This window comes from Phycicoccus mangrovi (assembly GCF_018729305.1).
GTDB classification, from domain to species: Bacteria; Actinomycetota; Actinomycetes; order Actinomycetales; family Dermatophilaceae; genus Phycicoccus; species Phycicoccus jejuensis.
In genome coordinates this window covers 288,585-303,534 of sequence record NZ_JAHHWP010000008.1, presented here as the reverse complement: position 1 = coordinate 303,534, position 14,950 = coordinate 288,585, and the positions used below count along the sequence as shown (strand labels likewise).

The window sequence follows — 14,950 nt, the reverse complement described above, 5'->3', positions numbered from 1 at the left end:
AGCCCCTACGCGATGCCCGGCGACAGCAGACTGTGCGGACCCGCAACCCCCGGAGGTCGTCGTGATCCCATCCGTCCGCAGGTTCGTCGCGACGCTCGGCCTCGTGGCCGGGCTCGTGGCCTCCCCCCTCGCCCTCGCCCCCGCGAGCGCCGCCAGCACCACCCACCGCGTGGGGACGTTCAACATGTGCGGCTACGGCAGCACGGGCGGCTGCGGGGGCACGACCGCCCAGCGGGTGGAGTGGATGGCGCAGCGGTTCGTCTCCGACCGCCTCGCCGTCCTGACGCTCAACGAGGTGTGCTCGCCGGTGCCCGACGCCCTGCGTGCGCGCCTGGCCCAGCTCGGCGTCACCGTCCACACCGTGTTCCAGCAGACATTCCCGGCCAAGCACGGCCGCTGCGGCGGCGCCGCCAGCGGCAACGCCCTGGTCTCGCGCAGCAGCCTCTGGTCGGTGCGCCGCGTGACCTTCACCGCGCAGGTCCCCAACGCCGTCGAGCTCCGCGGCGTCCTCTGCGCGCGGACCGCCCTCGGTGGGCCCACCGAGGTATGCACCGCGCACCTGCTGCCCGGCGCGAAGAAGGCGGCCCTGCGCCAGCGGCAGATCGCCGAGACCCTGAGCGCCGTGACCGCCCCCGGGCGGCCCGTCGTCCTCTCGGGCGACATCAACGACGTGCCGTCGGCGACGATGATGGACCCGCTTTACCACCCGCGCTACGGCGCGGGGTCGCGCGGCAGCTTAGTGGAGCCGTCCTCCACGCGGTCGGGCGTCCCGTGCCGCTGCGGCCCGGCTACGCGGGGCACCGCCAAGATCGACTACGTGTTCGGCAGCGCGGCCACCTTCTCCGCCGGGGCCTCCGCCACGAGGGACTCGCCCTGGTCGGACCACAACCTCCTGTGGGCCGACCTCATCCGGGGCTGACCGCGCCGCCCGCCAGCCGCTGCAACGCGGTGCGGGCCCGCTCCTCGGCCGCGGCGACGTCCGCCAAGGCCGCGTCCAGCGCGGCCGCGTCGTCGGGGTCGAGCGCCAACCCGCGTCGTCGCGCCCGCGCCCGGACCTTCGACGCGGCGAGGTCGACCGGCAGCGTCGGGGGCACCCCGTGGAGGACGTCCTGCGCGTACCCGCCGCCCGAGGCCTCCTTCTCGGCCGCCTTGATGCGCTCCCACTCCTGCTCGACCTGCTCGGGCGTCGTCGCGTCACCCTCGGCGAACACGTGGGGGTGGCGCCGCACGAGCTTCTCGACGAGCAGCCCCGCGACCGTGTCGACGTCGAAGCCGTCCTCCCCCGCGTCCTCGGCCACCCGCGCGTGGAAGACGACCTGGAGCAGCACGTCGCCGAGCTCCTCGGCGAGCGCACGGGGGTCCCCCGACCCGATGGCCTCGAGGACCTCGTGCGCCTCCTCGACGAGGTAGGGCGCGAGGCTCTCGTGGGTCTGCTCGGCGTCCCACGGGCACCCGCCCGGGGAGCGCAGCCGGTCCATCGCCGCGACGACGTCGAGGAGCCGGCCGCCCTGGACGTCCCACGAGCCGACGACGAGCTCGACCTCCGGCGGCGTCTCCAGCCGGGAGACCTCGGAGGCGAGGGCGTCCGACAGGCCGGGGTCACCGTCGGACGACCCGAGCCACACGACGACGGCGTCGGTCGCCCGGTCGACGAGCGCCCGTGCCAGCTCGGCCGGCGCCCGGTCCCCGACCTCGCCGACGACCAGCCCGGCCTCGGTCATCGCCTCGGCGAGCGGCTCGTCGGCGGACCGGGCCAGGAGGACGTCGGCCGCCGACACCGCGGCCCACGCCGGGTGCGACAGCAGCCCGGGGGCGACCCGCGGCGAGGTGAGGACGAGGCCGAGCCGGCCGGTGCTCACTGCTGCGGGGTGGTGACCGTCTTGATCCAGTCCGGCGTGCTCGTCGCCAGGCCGGCGGTGCTCTGGACCGCGTCCCACTCGGTGAGCTTCGAGGCGTCGAACGCGCCGTAGCGCGGGTTGACGTCGACCTCGAGCTTCGTCAGCGCCTCGGTCGGGACGGACGCGCCGGACTGCGCGAGCTGCTGGATGGCCAGCTGCGCCCGCAGGACCTCGAGCGTCTCGTCGGCCGGCGCCTCGCCGTCGAAGGTCTCCTGCTGCTGGTACGCCGTGCGGGCGAGGGACTCCGAGACGGGCACTCCCTGCTGCGCGATCTCGTCGAGGTAGACCGGCGCGCCGATGAGGCGGCCGAGCACCTGGTCGCTCGTGAGGTTCGCCCCCGGGAAGGTCTTGTTGATCTGGGCCTGGGCGACCTGGACCTCGTCCTCGGTGATGACGCGGCCGTCGACCGTGGCGGCACGGCCGGCCTCGGTCGTCCCACAGCCGGCGGTGACGAGCGCGGCGCCGAGGGCGAGCGCCGCGGCGACGCGGCGAACCGGAGTGGTCACGAGGGGTCCTTTCATCGGGTCATCCCCGGGCGGGGGCGGTCGCGGCCTGGGCGGCCTGACCGACATTGTCCATGACGACCGCCCGGATGACCTGGCTGGCCCAGTCGAGCACGGCCTGGTCGCGCAGCGGGCGGCCCCCGACGACGGCGGTCTTCGGGGCCGGGACGAGCACGGAGCCCGTGGCGGCCTTGAGGATCGACTTCGGGTAGAGGCGGTTCAGCCGCAGCTGCTGGCTCTCGCGCAGCTCGACCGGGCCGAAGCGCACGTGCTGCCCCTGCACCGAGATGTCGGCGATGCCGGCGGCGCGCGCGACGGTGCGCAGCCGGGCGACCTCGAGGAGGTTGCGCACCGGCTCCGGCACCGGGCCGTAGCGGTCGACGAGCTCGCCCTCGATCTCGGCGAGCTGCTGCTCGTCGACGACGGCCGCGAGCTTCTTGTACATCTCGAGGCGCAGTCGCTCGTGGGGGACGTAGTCGTGCGGCAGGTGGGCGTCGACCGGCAGCTCGATCTTGATCTCGGCCGGCGCCTCCTCACCCTCGCCCCGGAAGGACGCGACGGCCTCGCCGACGAGGCGGACGTAGAGGTCGAACCCGACGCCCGCGATGTGGCCGGACTGCTCGCCGCCGAGGAGGTTCCCCGCGCCGCGGATCTCGAGGTCCTTCATCGCGACCTGCATGCCGGACCCGAGGTCGGTGTTGCTCGCGATGGTCTGCAGCCGGTCGAGCGCGGTCTCGGTGAGGGGCGTCTCAGGCGGGTAGAGGAAGTACGAGTACGCCCGCTCGCGACCACGGCCGACGCGACCGCGCAGCTGGTGCAGCTGGCTGAGGCCGAGCCGGTCGGCGCGCTCGACGATGAGGGTGTTCGCGTTGCTGATGTCGAGGCCGGTCTCGACGATCGTCGTGCAGACGAGCACGTCGAACCGCTTCTCCCAGAAGTCGACCACGACCTGCTCGAGCTTCTGCTCACCCATCTTGCCGTGCGCCGTGGCGACCCGGGCCTCGGGCACGAGCTCGCGGATGCGCGCGGCGGCCTTCTCGATCGTCGACACCTTGTTGTGGACGAGGAAGACCTGCCCCTCACGCAGCAGCTCGCGCCGGATCGCGGCGGTCACCGTCTTCTCGTCGTACGCCCCCACGTACGTGAGGACGGGGTGCCGCTCCTCGGGGGGCGTTGCGAGAGTGGACATCTCACGGATGCCGGTCACGGCCATCTCGAGCGTGCGCGGGATGGGGGTCGCGGACATCGCGAGGACGTCGACGGAGGTGCGCAGCGCCTTGAGCTGCTCCTTGTGCTCGACGCCGAAGCGCTGCTCCTCGTCCACGACGACGAGCCCGAGGTCCTTGAACCGCACCTCCTTCGAGAGGAGGCGGTGGGTACCGATGACGAGGTCGACGGAGCCGTCGGCGAGCCCGGCGAGGACCGCCTTCGCGTCGGCGTCGGTCTGGAAGCGCGACAGTGCCTTGACGACGACCGGGAACCCGGCATACCGCTCGGCGAAGGTGTTGAGGTGCTGCTGCACGAGCAGCGTCGTCGGGCAGAGCACCGCGACCTGCTTGCCGTCCTGGACCGCCTTGAAGGCCGCGCGGACCGCGATCTCGGTCTTGCCGTAGCCGACGTCGCCGCAGACGAGGCGGTCCATCGGGACCTCCCGCTCCATGTCGGCCTTGACCTCGTCGATCGTCACGAGCTGGTCGGGCGTCTCGACGTGGGCGAAGGCGTCCTCGAGCTCGCGCTGCCACGGGGTGTCCGGGCCGAACGCGTGCCCCTTGGTCGCCATGCGCGCCGAGTAGAGCCGGATGAGCTCGGCCGCGATCTGCTTGACGTAGCGGCGCGCCCGGCCCTTGGTCTGCTGCCAGTCCGAGCCACCCATCTTGTTGAGTGTGGGCTGCTCGCCGCCGACGTAGCGGGTCACCTGGTCGAGCTGGTCGGTCGGCACGTACAGGCGGTCGGCCGGCTGGCCGCGCTTGGACGCCGCGTACTCGAGGACGAGGTACTCGCGCGTGGCGCCCTGCACGGTGCGCTGCACCATCTCGACGAAGCGACCGACCCCGTGCTGCTCGTGGACGACGAAGTCCCCGGGACGCAGCTGGAGGGGGTCGACCTGGTTGCGCCGCTTGGACGGCATCCGCCGCATGTCCTTGGTGGAGGTGCCCGAGCCGGCGGCGGCGCCCGTGAGGTCGGACTCCGTGACGACGGCGAGCCGCTCGGCCGCGACGAGGAAGCCCGAGCCGATGCACCCGGTCGTCACCGACACCAGCCCCGGCTCGAGCTCGGGCTCCGGCGAGGTGCGCGCGCGCACCTCGTGCTCGCCGAGCACCTCGGTGACGCGCTTGGCGAGGCCGGCACCCTCGGTGACGACGAGGACGGACCAGCCGTCACCGGTCAGCCGGGCCAGCTCGGCGACGGCGTCCTCGGTGCTGCCCCGGAAGGTCGGCGAGACGGCCAGGCCGAGCTCGACGGTGTCGTCGTCCTCGTCGCCGCTGAAGGGCGTGAGGTCGAGCCAGCGCACGCCGAGCTCGCGCGCCTGCTCGCGCAGGTCGGCGAGGCTGCGGAACGACGCCGTCCCGAGGACGGACTCGAGGTCGATGGGGACGGCGCTGCCGCCGGCCGCGTTGGCCCAGCCGGCCTGGAGGAACTCCTCGCTCGTCGCGACGAGGTCGTGGGCCCGCGTGCGCACGCGCTCCGGGTCGCAGGCGGCGACCACGGCGTCGTCGGGCAGGACCTCGAGGAGGGTCTCCATGCCGTCGACGAGCGCCGGCGCGAGCGACTCCATCCCCTCGACGGCGATGCCGTTGGCCAGCTTGTCGAGGAGGTCGGCGACCCCGGGCAGCTGGTCGGCCAGCGCCGCGGCCCGTTCGCGCACAGAGGAGGTGAGGAGCAGCTCGCGACACGGCGGCGCCCAGAGTCCGTGCTCGGCGACCTCGAGGGAGCGCTGGTCGGCGACCTTGAACCAGCGGATCTCCTCGACCGTGTCGCCCCAGAACTCGACCCGGAGCGGGTGCTCCTCGGTCGGGGGGAACACGTCGAGAATGCCTCCGCGGACGGCGAACTCGCCTCGACGCTCGACGAGGTCGACCCGCGCGTAGGCGGCCGCCGCGAGGTCCTCGACGACCCGCTCCAGGGGCGCCTCCTCGCCGGCCGACAGCGAGACCGGACGCAGCTCGCCGAGGCCCTTGGCGATCGGCTGGAGCACCGCGCGCACGGGCGCGACGACGACGGCGAGCCGCCCGTGCGTCGTGTCCTCACCCTCGGGGTGCGCGAGGCGGCGCAGGACGGACAGGCGCTGCCCGACGGTGTCGCTGCGCGGGCTGAGGCGCTCGTGCGGCAGGGTCTCCCAGGACGGGAAGAGGCCGACGGCGTCGGCGCCGAGCGTCGACGCGAGCGCGGTGGCGAGGTCCTCGGCCTCGCGCCCGGTGGCGGTGACGGCGAGGACCGGCGCGCCCGAGGGCCGGGGCGCGAGGGCGGCGAGGACCGCGTGGCGGGCGCCGGGCGGGGCCGAGGCCGTGACCTCGGCGGACGGCGCGGCGAGGGCGTCGGAGAGTCGGGCGAGGGGCGCGAGGGCGGCCAGCCGGGCACGCAGCGGGATGAGCGGGGGCATGTCGGTCTCAGGTTAGCCGGGGGCACCGACGGTCGTGACGCCCGTGGCGGCGGCTCAGCCGGGGACGCGAACCCGCTCGACGCGGCGGTCCTCGACCGTCCTCCCCGTCCCTCCGTCGTCGAGCAGCAGCATCGCCGAGACCATCGTCGCGAGGAGGAAGAGCCCGAAGAAGAAGCCGCCGATGACGTCGGTCAGCCAGTGCTCCTGGTTGTACATCCGGGCGTAGGCCTGCACGGTCTCGAGCAGCGCCACGAGGGCCGCGCCCGCCGCCCACCAGCGCCGGCTCGTGGTCTCGGTCCACCGCAGGGCCAGGACGACGACCAGGCCGTAGACGACGATGACGCGGGCACAGCCGCCGGACGGGTAGGAGCCCAGCGTCGTCGGGGGGTGCCCGCGGTCGACGACGAGCTTGAGGAGCTCCTGGACGTTCTTCTCCAGCAGGTACCCGACCGGGAGGACGACGAGGGGGACCCACCACCGGCGCCGTCGCCACAGCACGGCGAGGACGAGGGCCGCGACGACGGTGAGGACCTGCGTCTGCTGGAGCCCGCCCACGTTGGTCAGCACCAGCCAGATGGAGTCCCAGGTGGCGTCGCGGCCGGCCGCGAACCACTCGAAGGTCGGGTGGTCGACGTAGGGCTCGATCGCCTGGAAGCCCTCGCCGAGCACCCACAGGACGAAGGTCATGGCGCCGCCGCCGAGGAAGACGGCCGCCGCGAAGGCGCCCACGCGCCCGAGCTGTGCGACGAGGACGTCGCCGACGGCCCGTGCCCGTGCCAGCACCGACCTGACCCAGCCCGGTGCGGTGGTGCGGTCGGCCCGCAGCACGAGGAGGGCGCCGGCGCCCACGACCAGCACGAGCGCGACGACTCCGACGAGCATTGTCCCCTTCACGCGCCCATCATGGCCGACCGGACCCCACCGGCGGGAGACCTTCCCGAAGGTCGGTCTCCGCGACGGCGGGCACCCTCCCGGAGCACGTCCGGCCGGTCGGCACCGGCACCGACGGACCGAAACCTGACCGAATTCTGAGTCCGCCGCCGGGGAATTGTTTCCCTTGGCGGCCCGAGCCACGTACCGTCACCGAAGTCCGCGCGTCCACTCCCTGCCAGAGACGCCGGCGCGGACGCGTGCCAACCCCTGCTCGTCGGTCGCTGCCCTCCCGGTGCCCGACCATGGCCGCGGCGTCACAGGAGCACCTGACCATGCCCACCTCTGTCACCAGCCCCCGCCACGCCCGACCCCGGCGCCGCCGCGGCCTCACGACCCTCGCCCTCGGCTCGGCCCTCGCGACCACCGTCGCGCTCGCCCCGGCCGACGCCGCGTCCGCCCGCTCCCTGGGCGACACGGCCCAGGCCTCCACCACCGCCGCGGCGGCCGCCAGCCCGCTGTTCTTCGGCGGGGCCGGCGATGTCACGACCCTGACCAAGATGTCCGGCCAGACCGTGGCCACCCACTCCTACGGCAACTTCCAGGGCGGGGTCCCGACCGGGCGGATGGTCACGGTCAACGCCAACGGCCTCCCGTGGCGCTCGGTCACCGCGGCCGCCCCCGGCAGCGCCCTGCACAACGACATGATCCGCTGGGCCAAGACGATCAAGGCGCGCGGCGGCACCATTCTCGTGGCCTTCGGCCACGAGCCCGAGGTCTCGGCGAAGATCAAGCAGGGGACGGCGGCCGAGTACCGCGCCGCCTACCGCAAGGTCGTCGACCTCTTCCGCGCACAGGGCGTCACCAACGTCAAGTGGGTCTACCAGGCGACCGCGTGGTCCTACCGCGTCAAGAGCACGGACCGGATCGCGGCCGTCAACTGGTACCCCGGCGACGCCTACATCGACGTCATCGGCGGCGACGCCTACAACTGGTACACCTGCGGCGAGGGCCGCAGCCGCGACGTCCCGCTGTCGACGATCGCCAGCGGTGTCCTCTCCTTCGCGAAGGCCCACGGCAAGAAGGCGGCCCTGCCCGAGTTCGCCGCGCACTCGACGGTCAACCGCAGCGCCTGGCTGTCGGCCGGCTACTCGTGGATGAAGAGCAACAACGCGTACTTCGTCGCGGCGTTCTACTTCAACCGCCCGCCGACCAACGCGAGCAACAACGACTGCGCCTGGTCCCTCAAGACCAGCTCCGAGTACACGTCGTACAAGTCCATCGTCGCCGACGCGTGGACGACCTCCTGACGCAGCGGCGATGACCACCGGTGGGGTGGGTGGACGTCGACGTCCGCCCACCCCGTCGGCGTCCGGCCCACGGCCCGGCCGTCAGGACGCGAAGGTCACGTCCCAGCAGCCCTTGGCGCTGCCGGAGGTGGCGGTGATGCGCCAGTCGCCGGCCGACGGGACGGTCAGCTGCACGAGGTGGTACTTGAAGCGGTCGGCGGTCTCGGTGGTGGAGCTCTTGACGGTGACGGCCCCGGAGCCGTCACGCTGGGCGAGGGTGACCGACAGCGTCGCCTTCTCGTCGGACACGTCGGCCGGGATGACGTAGAGCGGGAACGCCGAGGTGGGGGACGCCTTGAACGCCGCCCGGGCGTCGGCGAAGTTGCCCGCGGCCAGCTCTCCCGAGCGCACGTCCCGCTGGCTGCCCACGGCCACGCAGCCGGCCTTGCTCGAGCCGGGCAGTCGCTGCAGCGCGCTGTCCTGACGGCCGGGCCGGTCGGCGGCCTCGCTCGGCGGCGCGGTCGCCGCCGAGGGGATCTCGTCCGGTGTGGTCGGTGCCGCGGAGGAGGGGCTCGCCGAGGCGGTGGACGTGGCCGTCCCGGAGCTCGGAGCCCCGGTGGGCGTGGCGTCGTCGCCGCCGCCCCCCGACGTGCACGCGCCCGTGGCGAGGACGACGCACACGACGGGGATCCCCCACCATGCGCCGCGGCGAGCGTGACGGACAGACGCGTTCATGATCGACCTCCGGACCCCGGCCGGCCGGTTGCCGGCTCCCTGCGCAGAACCCTGGCCCAACTCTAGGTCCTCCCCCCGACCGGCACCCCGAACTCGACACAACCCGGGCAAACGCCCCGGTGGAGGCTCCGCACTGCCACACTGAGCCGTCGTCCGTTGCCGCAGTGAGGAGTACAGGGTGCTCGAGGGGTCCAGGTTCGTGTTCGTGGGGGGCCTGCACCGGAGCGGGACGACACCTCTCGCCCGCCTGCTCGCCCGCCACCCGGAGATCGCCGGCATCTCCGACAGCGGGGTCAGCGAGGACGAGGGGGTGCACCTCCAGGACGTCTACCCTCCGATCCGCGCCCACGGGGGGATGGGACGCTTCGCGAACGACCCGCGCGCACACCTCACCGAGTCCTCGCCCCTGGTCTCGCCGGAGAACGCGCAGCGCCTCGTCGATGCCTGGTCGCCCCACTGGGACCTCTCGCGCCGCCTGCTCCTGGAGAAGTCTCCGGGCAACCTCGTCATGGGACGGTTCCTCCAGGCGCTGTTCCCGGGCAGCGCCCTCGTCGTCGTCGTCCGCCACCCCGTCGTCGCCTCGCTCGCGCTCGCGAAGTGGAACCCGTGGCCGGTGTCGCGCAGCGGGCGTCGGCACTCGACCCTGCCCGACCTCGTCGGGCACTGGGTGCGGGCCCACGAGCTGCTGCTCGAGGACGCGCCCCACCACGAGCGCCTGCTCGTCTTGCGCTACGAGGACCTCGTGGCCGACGCCGAGGCCCGTCTCGCCGACGTCGCCCGGCTCCTCGGGCTCGACACGCCCCTGCCGGCGGACGGCATCCGGGCGGGTGCGAGCGACCGCTACGCCCAGACCTGGGACGGGATGCGCACCGGCTCGCCCCTGGCCCGCCTCCGTCGCCGACAGGTGGAGGAGCGGTGGGGTGACGCCGTGGCCGCGTGGGGCTACTCCCTCGACGACCTCGGCGCGGTCGGTCCGCGCGAGTCGCTCCCGGCCGTCGTCCGCTGACGACGGCCGTCCTCCCCCGACCCGCGGCTCCCTCTCCGACGGCCCGCACGCCGCTGCGGCGCCGCATGATCCGCGCCCGGACGTGCGGACGGGGCCGGCTCCCGCAGGAGCCGACCCCGTCCGGTCGATCCGGTGGCCTCAGCCCGCCGGGTGGAGCACGACCGTCCAGAGGGCGGTCTTGTCGCTCGTGGAGTTGCTCGTGGCGGTGACCCCGCCGACCTGACCGGCCGTGACCGGCCCGCCGGAGTCGGCGACCAGGACGCTGAACCGGGTACCCCCGGTGGCCTCGGTCTGCTCGAGCCGTGAGGTCACCGACGTCGGGAGCACCCAGTCGGTGGTGGTCGCGGACTTGTCGGACCAGTAGCTGACCACCCAGTCACCCGCCTGCGCCGTCGTCGTCGGCGTCGTGTGGGTGCTCGTCCCCGAGTCCCCGGTACGAACCGCGACCGGGAGGGCGCCGCCGACGTTGCGGTAGACCGCGACCGAGAGGTTGCCGAGGCGGAACCCGGTCGAGTCGTCGACCCGCACGGCCTTGCCCGCGTCGCCCGCCTCGGCCTGCTTGCGCCAGAGCGTCGAGCGGATGGTGCCGTTGACGAAGGTGTCGACCTGCGTCCAGCCGGTGACCCCGGTCGGCCCCGTCCACGTGACGGAGGACGGCGTGGTCAGCCACAGGAGCATCGTGTCGCCGACCTGGGTGGTCGCCGGCACGGTGGCCGCCTTGAACTTCGCCGCGCCCGCCGCGGAGCTGGCCGCCCCGACGAAGGACGCCGGGTTGGTCGGCGCCGGCACGGTGACCGTGACCGACTTGGTGACGGTGTTGCTCCCGCCACGGTCGTCGGTGACGGTGAGCCCCACCGAGTAGGTGCCGCTCGCGACGTACTGGTGGCTCGGCGAGGCGGTCGTCGCCGTCCCGCCGTCCCCGAAGGTCCAAGCGTAGGACGCGATGGTGCCGTCCGGGTCGGAGGACCCGGTGCCGTCGAAGCCGCACGTCCCGTCGGTGCACGACGAGGTGAACGACGCCGTGGGCAGGACGTTGGCCGGCTGGGCCGCGACGGTGACGCTGCGCGTCGTCGTCCCGGTGGCGCCCTGGTTGTCCGTCACGGTGAGGGTGATCGTGTAGGTCCCCGCCGCCGCGTAGGTGTACGACGGGTTCTGCGACGTCGACGTGCCGCCGTCCCCGAAGGACCAGGAGTAGCCCGTGACCGTCCCGTCCGTGTCCGTCCCGGTGCCCGCGAAGCCGCAGGCGAGGAAGGTGCACGAGGGCGTGCCGATCGAGGCCGTCGGACGCTCGTTCGCCGGCGGGCCGCCGTAGAGGAACAGCGAGCGGTTGCGCCAGTCGACCCCGTCGACGCCGGCGCCGCTGACCTTGGTCGGCGACCCGGAGACGGCCGAGCCGTCGAACGGCACCGAGTAGAGCGCGCCGTCCGTCGAGCTGGCGTAGTAGAGCTTGCCACCGCTCACGAACATCCCGTCGGCGGCGGCGAACCCGACGCTCGAGGTGACCGTGCGCACGCGCTCGTCCATGATGCCGCTATCCGGCGAGAACCACCGGGCGTACAGGGTGTTGTCGTTCTTCAGCGTGTAGTACATCCAGCCGGCCGAGTAGGTCATGCCGGTCACGCTGTTGAGCTGGCCGTACAGCGAGGGCACCGCACCGTTGTAGGTGCCACCCAGGTTGTTGTCGACGTCCTTCCACTTCGGGTCGTTGTACGGGTTGACCGTGACGTCGGCGCCGAAGGTCGTGCCGTCGAACGTCCGGCGGTGGAGGAACCCGTCCGTCGAGCCGTAGAACAGCGTCGAGCCGACCATGAACGCGCCGCGGGTCGAGGCCCAGGGCACACCACCCGTGGGCTCGGTGCGGGGAGCCCCGCTCGTGCCCGTCGTGGTGAGCGGGACCGAGGCGAGCCCGTCGGTCGGGGGCGTCGGGGTGACGTCCGTGCGGATGATCTCGATGCCGTTGACGAGCGGGTTCTCGACGACGTGCGAGAAGTCGATGTTCACCGTGCCGTCGGAGACCTTGTCGAAGGCCTTCATGGTGCCCTTCTGGTCACCGACGCTCGCGACGATGTCGAAGTTGCTCAGCACCTGGGTGCCGTCGAGGGCCACGTTGAACGAGCGCTTGCCCGCCGTGTTCGTGCACGAGCAGCGGTTGGCGAAGTAGAGACGCACCTGGATCGGTGTGCCCGCGGCGACCGGGAAGGCCCACTGCATCGCGGGGCTGTCGTTGGGCGACCAGCGCTCGCTGTCGAAGATGGCACCCGGCGTGGAGGCCGGGACCGTGGCGTCGACGGTGCGGTTGCTGTCCCAGCCCGCCGCGTTGCTGTTGCTGTTGCGGAAGGTGCTGGCGCCGCTGTCGTCGGTCCAGTCGGGGCCGGTGTCGGAGGACGGGACGCTGCCACCACCGGCGTTGACGCGGTAGAGGACGTTCGTCGAGCCTCCGGTCGAGCCGCCGAGGAAGACCCGGCCCGGCAGCGAGCCGGTCGCGGTCGTGTGCAGCTGCGTCCTGCCGTAGGGGAAGAACACGATGCGCGGACGCTTGTACTGCCGGTTGCCGACCCAGATCGAGTTGGACCCCATGTAGAGGCCCTCGGGCGTGGCGAGCAGCGCGTAGACCGCGACGCCGGCGGGGTTGCGGCCCGGGTTCCACGACAGCGGACGGCCGCTGATCGGGTCGAGGGCGACGATGCCGGGGCGCGGGACGGCGCCCGGGCCGGCGTAGTCGACGCCGGTCGGGTTGTTGGCCCAGCGCTGGTGACCGCCGACGAAGACCGCGTTCGTCGTGATCGCGTTCTCCCAGTTGGTGTCACCGCCGGACTCCGACACCCAGGTGGGCTGGGCGTCCGTGGAGGCGGTGTCGGTCTCGAAGCGGCTGGCCGCGTCGCAGAGGGTGCCGCGCACGCCGCCGCCGGTGCCGCTGACGACGAAGAAGGAGTAGTCGGGCGAGAACGAGACGTCGCGCACCCAGCTGTCGAAGGCCCAGTTGAAGCACTGGTCGCTCAGCCGGTTGGTGTTCCAGGCGGTGCGCACGGCCGCGGTCGCGCCGAGGTCGACCTGCACGATCTGGTCGCGCAGGAGCCCGTCGGCGTACTTGAAGTTGCCGACCGCCACCATCCGCGAGCCGTCCGCCGTGACGTCGAGCGCGACGACGCCGGTCCACCCCTGGGCCCCCGACCCGGTGTCGTTGTGGTGCCCCGTGAGCTGGACGTTCATGTACGGGTCGATGGCGCCGTTGGACAGGGCCAGGCTCGCGAGCCCGGCGTGGTCCTTGGCCGCCACCTTCGTAAAGGTCCCGCCGATGTACACGCGGTTGCCGCGCACGACGATGTCGTTGACGAAGCCGAAGTTGTTGGTCGGCGGGTTCCACGACGCGACGGCCTGCCCGGTCGTCAGGTCGAGGAGGGCGATGTCGCGGCGGGTCGCCCCGCCGGCGCTCGTGAAGTCGCCGCCGACGAAGACCGTCGTGGCCGTCGGGCCCGGGTGCACGGCGTAGACCGGCCCGTTGACGTTGAAGTTCACCGGGCTGAGCGCCCCGGTGGACTGGTTGAACGCGGCGACGTTCGAGCGGGCGACCCCACCGATCGTCGTGAACGTCCCTCCGATGACCATCGTGGACCCGACCTTGGCGATCGAGCGCACGTCACCGTCGTCGACCGACGGGGTGGCCGTGGAGGGCACCTCGTCGACCATCGCGGAGGCCGTGGGCGGAGGGGCGGAGGGCACGGTCGCCGAGGCAGCCGGCGCGGACGTCACGAGTCCGGCCAGCACCAAGGACGCGATGCCCACGAAGGCCCCGATGGGGTTACCTTTCATGGAGTTCTCCCTGCACTGCTCCACGCGCAGCGGCGAGCCGCTGAAAAGGTCCCCTGCAGACCCCGCGCCCCCGAATGGTGACACGCCCCCGGGCATTCGGGAAGCAGAATGCGTCATTTCGGTCACGGTTGCGTGTCGGGCAGTTCTCAGGGTTCGCACGGTGACGCCGCACCGAGGTCGCTGGCCTACGCTCTGCGGACGACTCCGGGACCGGCGGGATGGAGACCTTCATGCGGGGCAGGGCGTTCCTGGCCGTCGTCGCGCTGCTCGCGGTGGCGTCCCTCGGCGGCTGCCGCCTGCCGTGGCAGTGCCCGCTCCGCGACGACGGACGGCCGAGCTGCGGGGGCGTCGTCCTCGGCACGACGACCGAGCGGCCCGAGAACGCGCTGCTCGCCGCGGCCGACGACTACGCCGGCCGACCGTTCGGGATGGTCTACCGCTTCCACGAGATCGACGAGGTCTTCCCCACCGACGAGGAGCGGGCGATCGTGGCCTCCGGGCGGTTGCTGCACCTGTCGGTCGATACGCGTTCCGGCAGTTCCCGCGAGGACCTCTCGTGGTCCGCGGTGGCCGAGGGGCGGCACGACGCCGAGCTCGAGGCACAGGGACGGGCCATCGCGGCGCTGCGCGCGCCGGTCCTCGTCACCTACGAGCACGAGATGGACCAGGCGTCCAAGGCGGTCCTCGGCGGGCCCGAGGACTTCGTCGCGGCGTGGCGGCACGTTCACGACGCGTACGAGCGCGCCGGGGCCACCAACGTCGTCTGGGTCTGGGTCGCCTCCGGGACGGTCCCCACCCTGGAGCGGGCCAGCCGCATGTGGCCCGGCAACGACGTCGTCGACTGGATCAGCTGGGACGTCTACAACCCGGCCGGGTGCCGCGCCGACCGGCTCTCGACGGACCGCCACGTGTCCTTCGAGGAGTCCTTCTCGGTGTTCGACGACTGGTTGCGCCAGAACGGCCCCGGCCTCGGCATCGACGTGACCAAGCCGAAGATGGTCAGCGAGACCGGCAGCGTCGTCTACCCGGACGACCCGGCCCTGACCGCCCGCTGGTACGCCGAGATGCCGGACGTGCTGCGCCGCCACCCGGACGTCGTGGCGGTCGGCCTCTGGGACCACACCGGCATCGCGAGCTGCGACTACCGCTTCAGCGCGGTCCCCGCCCTCCGGCCCGCCATCCGCGCCCTCGCCGCCTCCGACGTGTTCGCCGAGCTCGACGTCCGCCCGGTCCGCTGA

At 72.9% G+C, this 14,950-nt stretch carries 10 protein-coding genes; 4 read left to right on the top strand and 6 right to left on the bottom strand.

The window, feature by feature from the left end:
* Positions 1–61 precede the first annotated feature (61 nt).
* Positions 62–919: an endonuclease/exonuclease/phosphatase family protein gene (locus KMZ30_RS06200; protein WP_215512458.1), complete on the top strand. Its 858-nt coding sequence runs from the start codon at positions 62–64 to the stop codon at positions 917–919.
* Here the strand turns inward: KMZ30_RS06200 and KMZ30_RS06195 are convergent.
* Genes KMZ30_RS06195 through KMZ30_RS06180 form a run of 4 tightly spaced genes read right to left on the bottom strand, consistent with a single transcriptional unit; the run spans position 906 to position 6,896 of the window.
* Positions 906–1,859, bottom strand: a complete 954-nt coding sequence (locus KMZ30_RS06195; RefSeq protein WP_215512457.1) for a nucleoside triphosphate pyrophosphohydrolase — start codon at positions 1,857–1,859, stop codon at positions 906–908. The two genes, KMZ30_RS06200 and KMZ30_RS06195, sit on opposite strands and share 14 nt — an antisense overlap.
* Positions 1,856–2,404 carry a SurA N-terminal domain-containing protein gene (locus KMZ30_RS06190; protein WP_215512456.1) on the bottom strand — a complete coding sequence of 183 codons (549 nt, stop codon included), beginning with the start codon at positions 2,402–2,404 and terminating at the stop codon, positions 1,856–1,858. The genes KMZ30_RS06195 and KMZ30_RS06190 overlap by 4 nt, the downstream gene beginning before the upstream one ends.
* Before the next feature lie 19 nt (positions 2,405–2,423).
* Complete coding sequence (mfd, locus tag KMZ30_RS06185) at positions 2,424–6,002, bottom strand: transcription-repair coupling factor (RefSeq protein ID WP_215512455.1); 3,579 nt, start codon at positions 6,000–6,002, stop codon at positions 2,424–2,426.
* A 54-nt stretch (positions 6,003–6,056) separates the two neighbouring features.
* Positions 6,057–6,896, bottom strand: coding sequence for a phosphatase PAP2 family protein (locus KMZ30_RS06180; RefSeq protein WP_157577612.1), 840 nt, complete (start codon positions 6,894–6,896; stop codon positions 6,057–6,059).
* A 311-nt stretch (positions 6,897–7,207) separates the two neighbouring features.
* On the opposite strand from KMZ30_RS06180, the gene KMZ30_RS06175 reads away from it, so the two are divergent.
* Positions 7,208–8,182 (top strand): glycosyl hydrolase, encoded by a 975-nt coding sequence (locus tag KMZ30_RS06175; RefSeq protein ID WP_215512454.1) that lies wholly within the window; start codon positions 7,208–7,210, stop codon positions 8,180–8,182.
* Positions 8,183–8,263: 81 nt separating this feature from the next.
* On the opposite strand, the gene KMZ30_RS06170 is transcribed toward KMZ30_RS06175, so the two are convergent.
* Positions 8,264–8,842 (bottom strand): hypothetical protein, encoded by a 579-nt coding sequence (locus KMZ30_RS06170; protein WP_215512453.1) that lies wholly within the window; start codon positions 8,840–8,842, stop codon positions 8,264–8,266.
* Positions 8,843–9,074: 232 nt separating this feature from the next.
* On the opposite strand from KMZ30_RS06170, the gene KMZ30_RS06165 reads away from it, so the two are divergent.
* The gene (locus tag KMZ30_RS06165) at positions 9,075–9,902 is read left to right on the top strand and encodes a sulfotransferase family protein (protein ID WP_215512452.1); all 828 of its coding nucleotides are present in this window, start codon (positions 9,075–9,077) and stop codon (positions 9,900–9,902) included.
* 138 nt (positions 9,903–10,040) lie between these two features.
* Here KMZ30_RS06165 and KMZ30_RS06160 read toward each other — a convergent pair whose 3' ends face one another.
* The gene (locus tag KMZ30_RS06160) at positions 10,041–13,712 is read right to left on the bottom strand and encodes a PKD domain-containing protein (protein ID WP_215512451.1); all 3,672 of its coding nucleotides are present in this window, start codon (positions 13,710–13,712) and stop codon (positions 10,041–10,043) included.
* A 230-nt stretch (positions 13,713–13,942) separates the two neighbouring features.
* Here KMZ30_RS06160 and KMZ30_RS06155 point away from each other — a divergent pair, with 230 nt between their 5' ends.
* A complete protein-coding gene (locus tag KMZ30_RS06155) occupies positions 13,943–14,950 on the top strand; it encodes a glycoside hydrolase family 26 protein (protein WP_215512450.1) in 1,008 nt (335 codons plus the stop codon).

Excerpts from the sequence above, each read along its gene's own strand:
- mfd (WP_215512455.1), bottom strand. The coding sequence starts at position 6,002 with ATGCCCCCGCTCATCCCGCTGCGTGCCCGGCTGGCCGCCCTCGCGCCC.
- KMZ30_RS06175 (WP_215512454.1), top strand. The coding sequence starts at position 7,208 with ATGCCCACCTCTGTCACCAGCCCCCGCCACGCCCGACCCCGGCGCCGC.
- KMZ30_RS06160 (WP_215512451.1), bottom strand. The coding sequence starts at position 13,712 with ATGAAAGGTAACCCCATCGGGGCCTTCGTGGGCATCGCGTCCTTGGTG.
- KMZ30_RS06155 (WP_215512450.1), top strand. The coding sequence starts at position 13,943 with ATGCGGGGCAGGGCGTTCCTGGCCGTCGTCGCGCTGCTCGCGGTGGCG.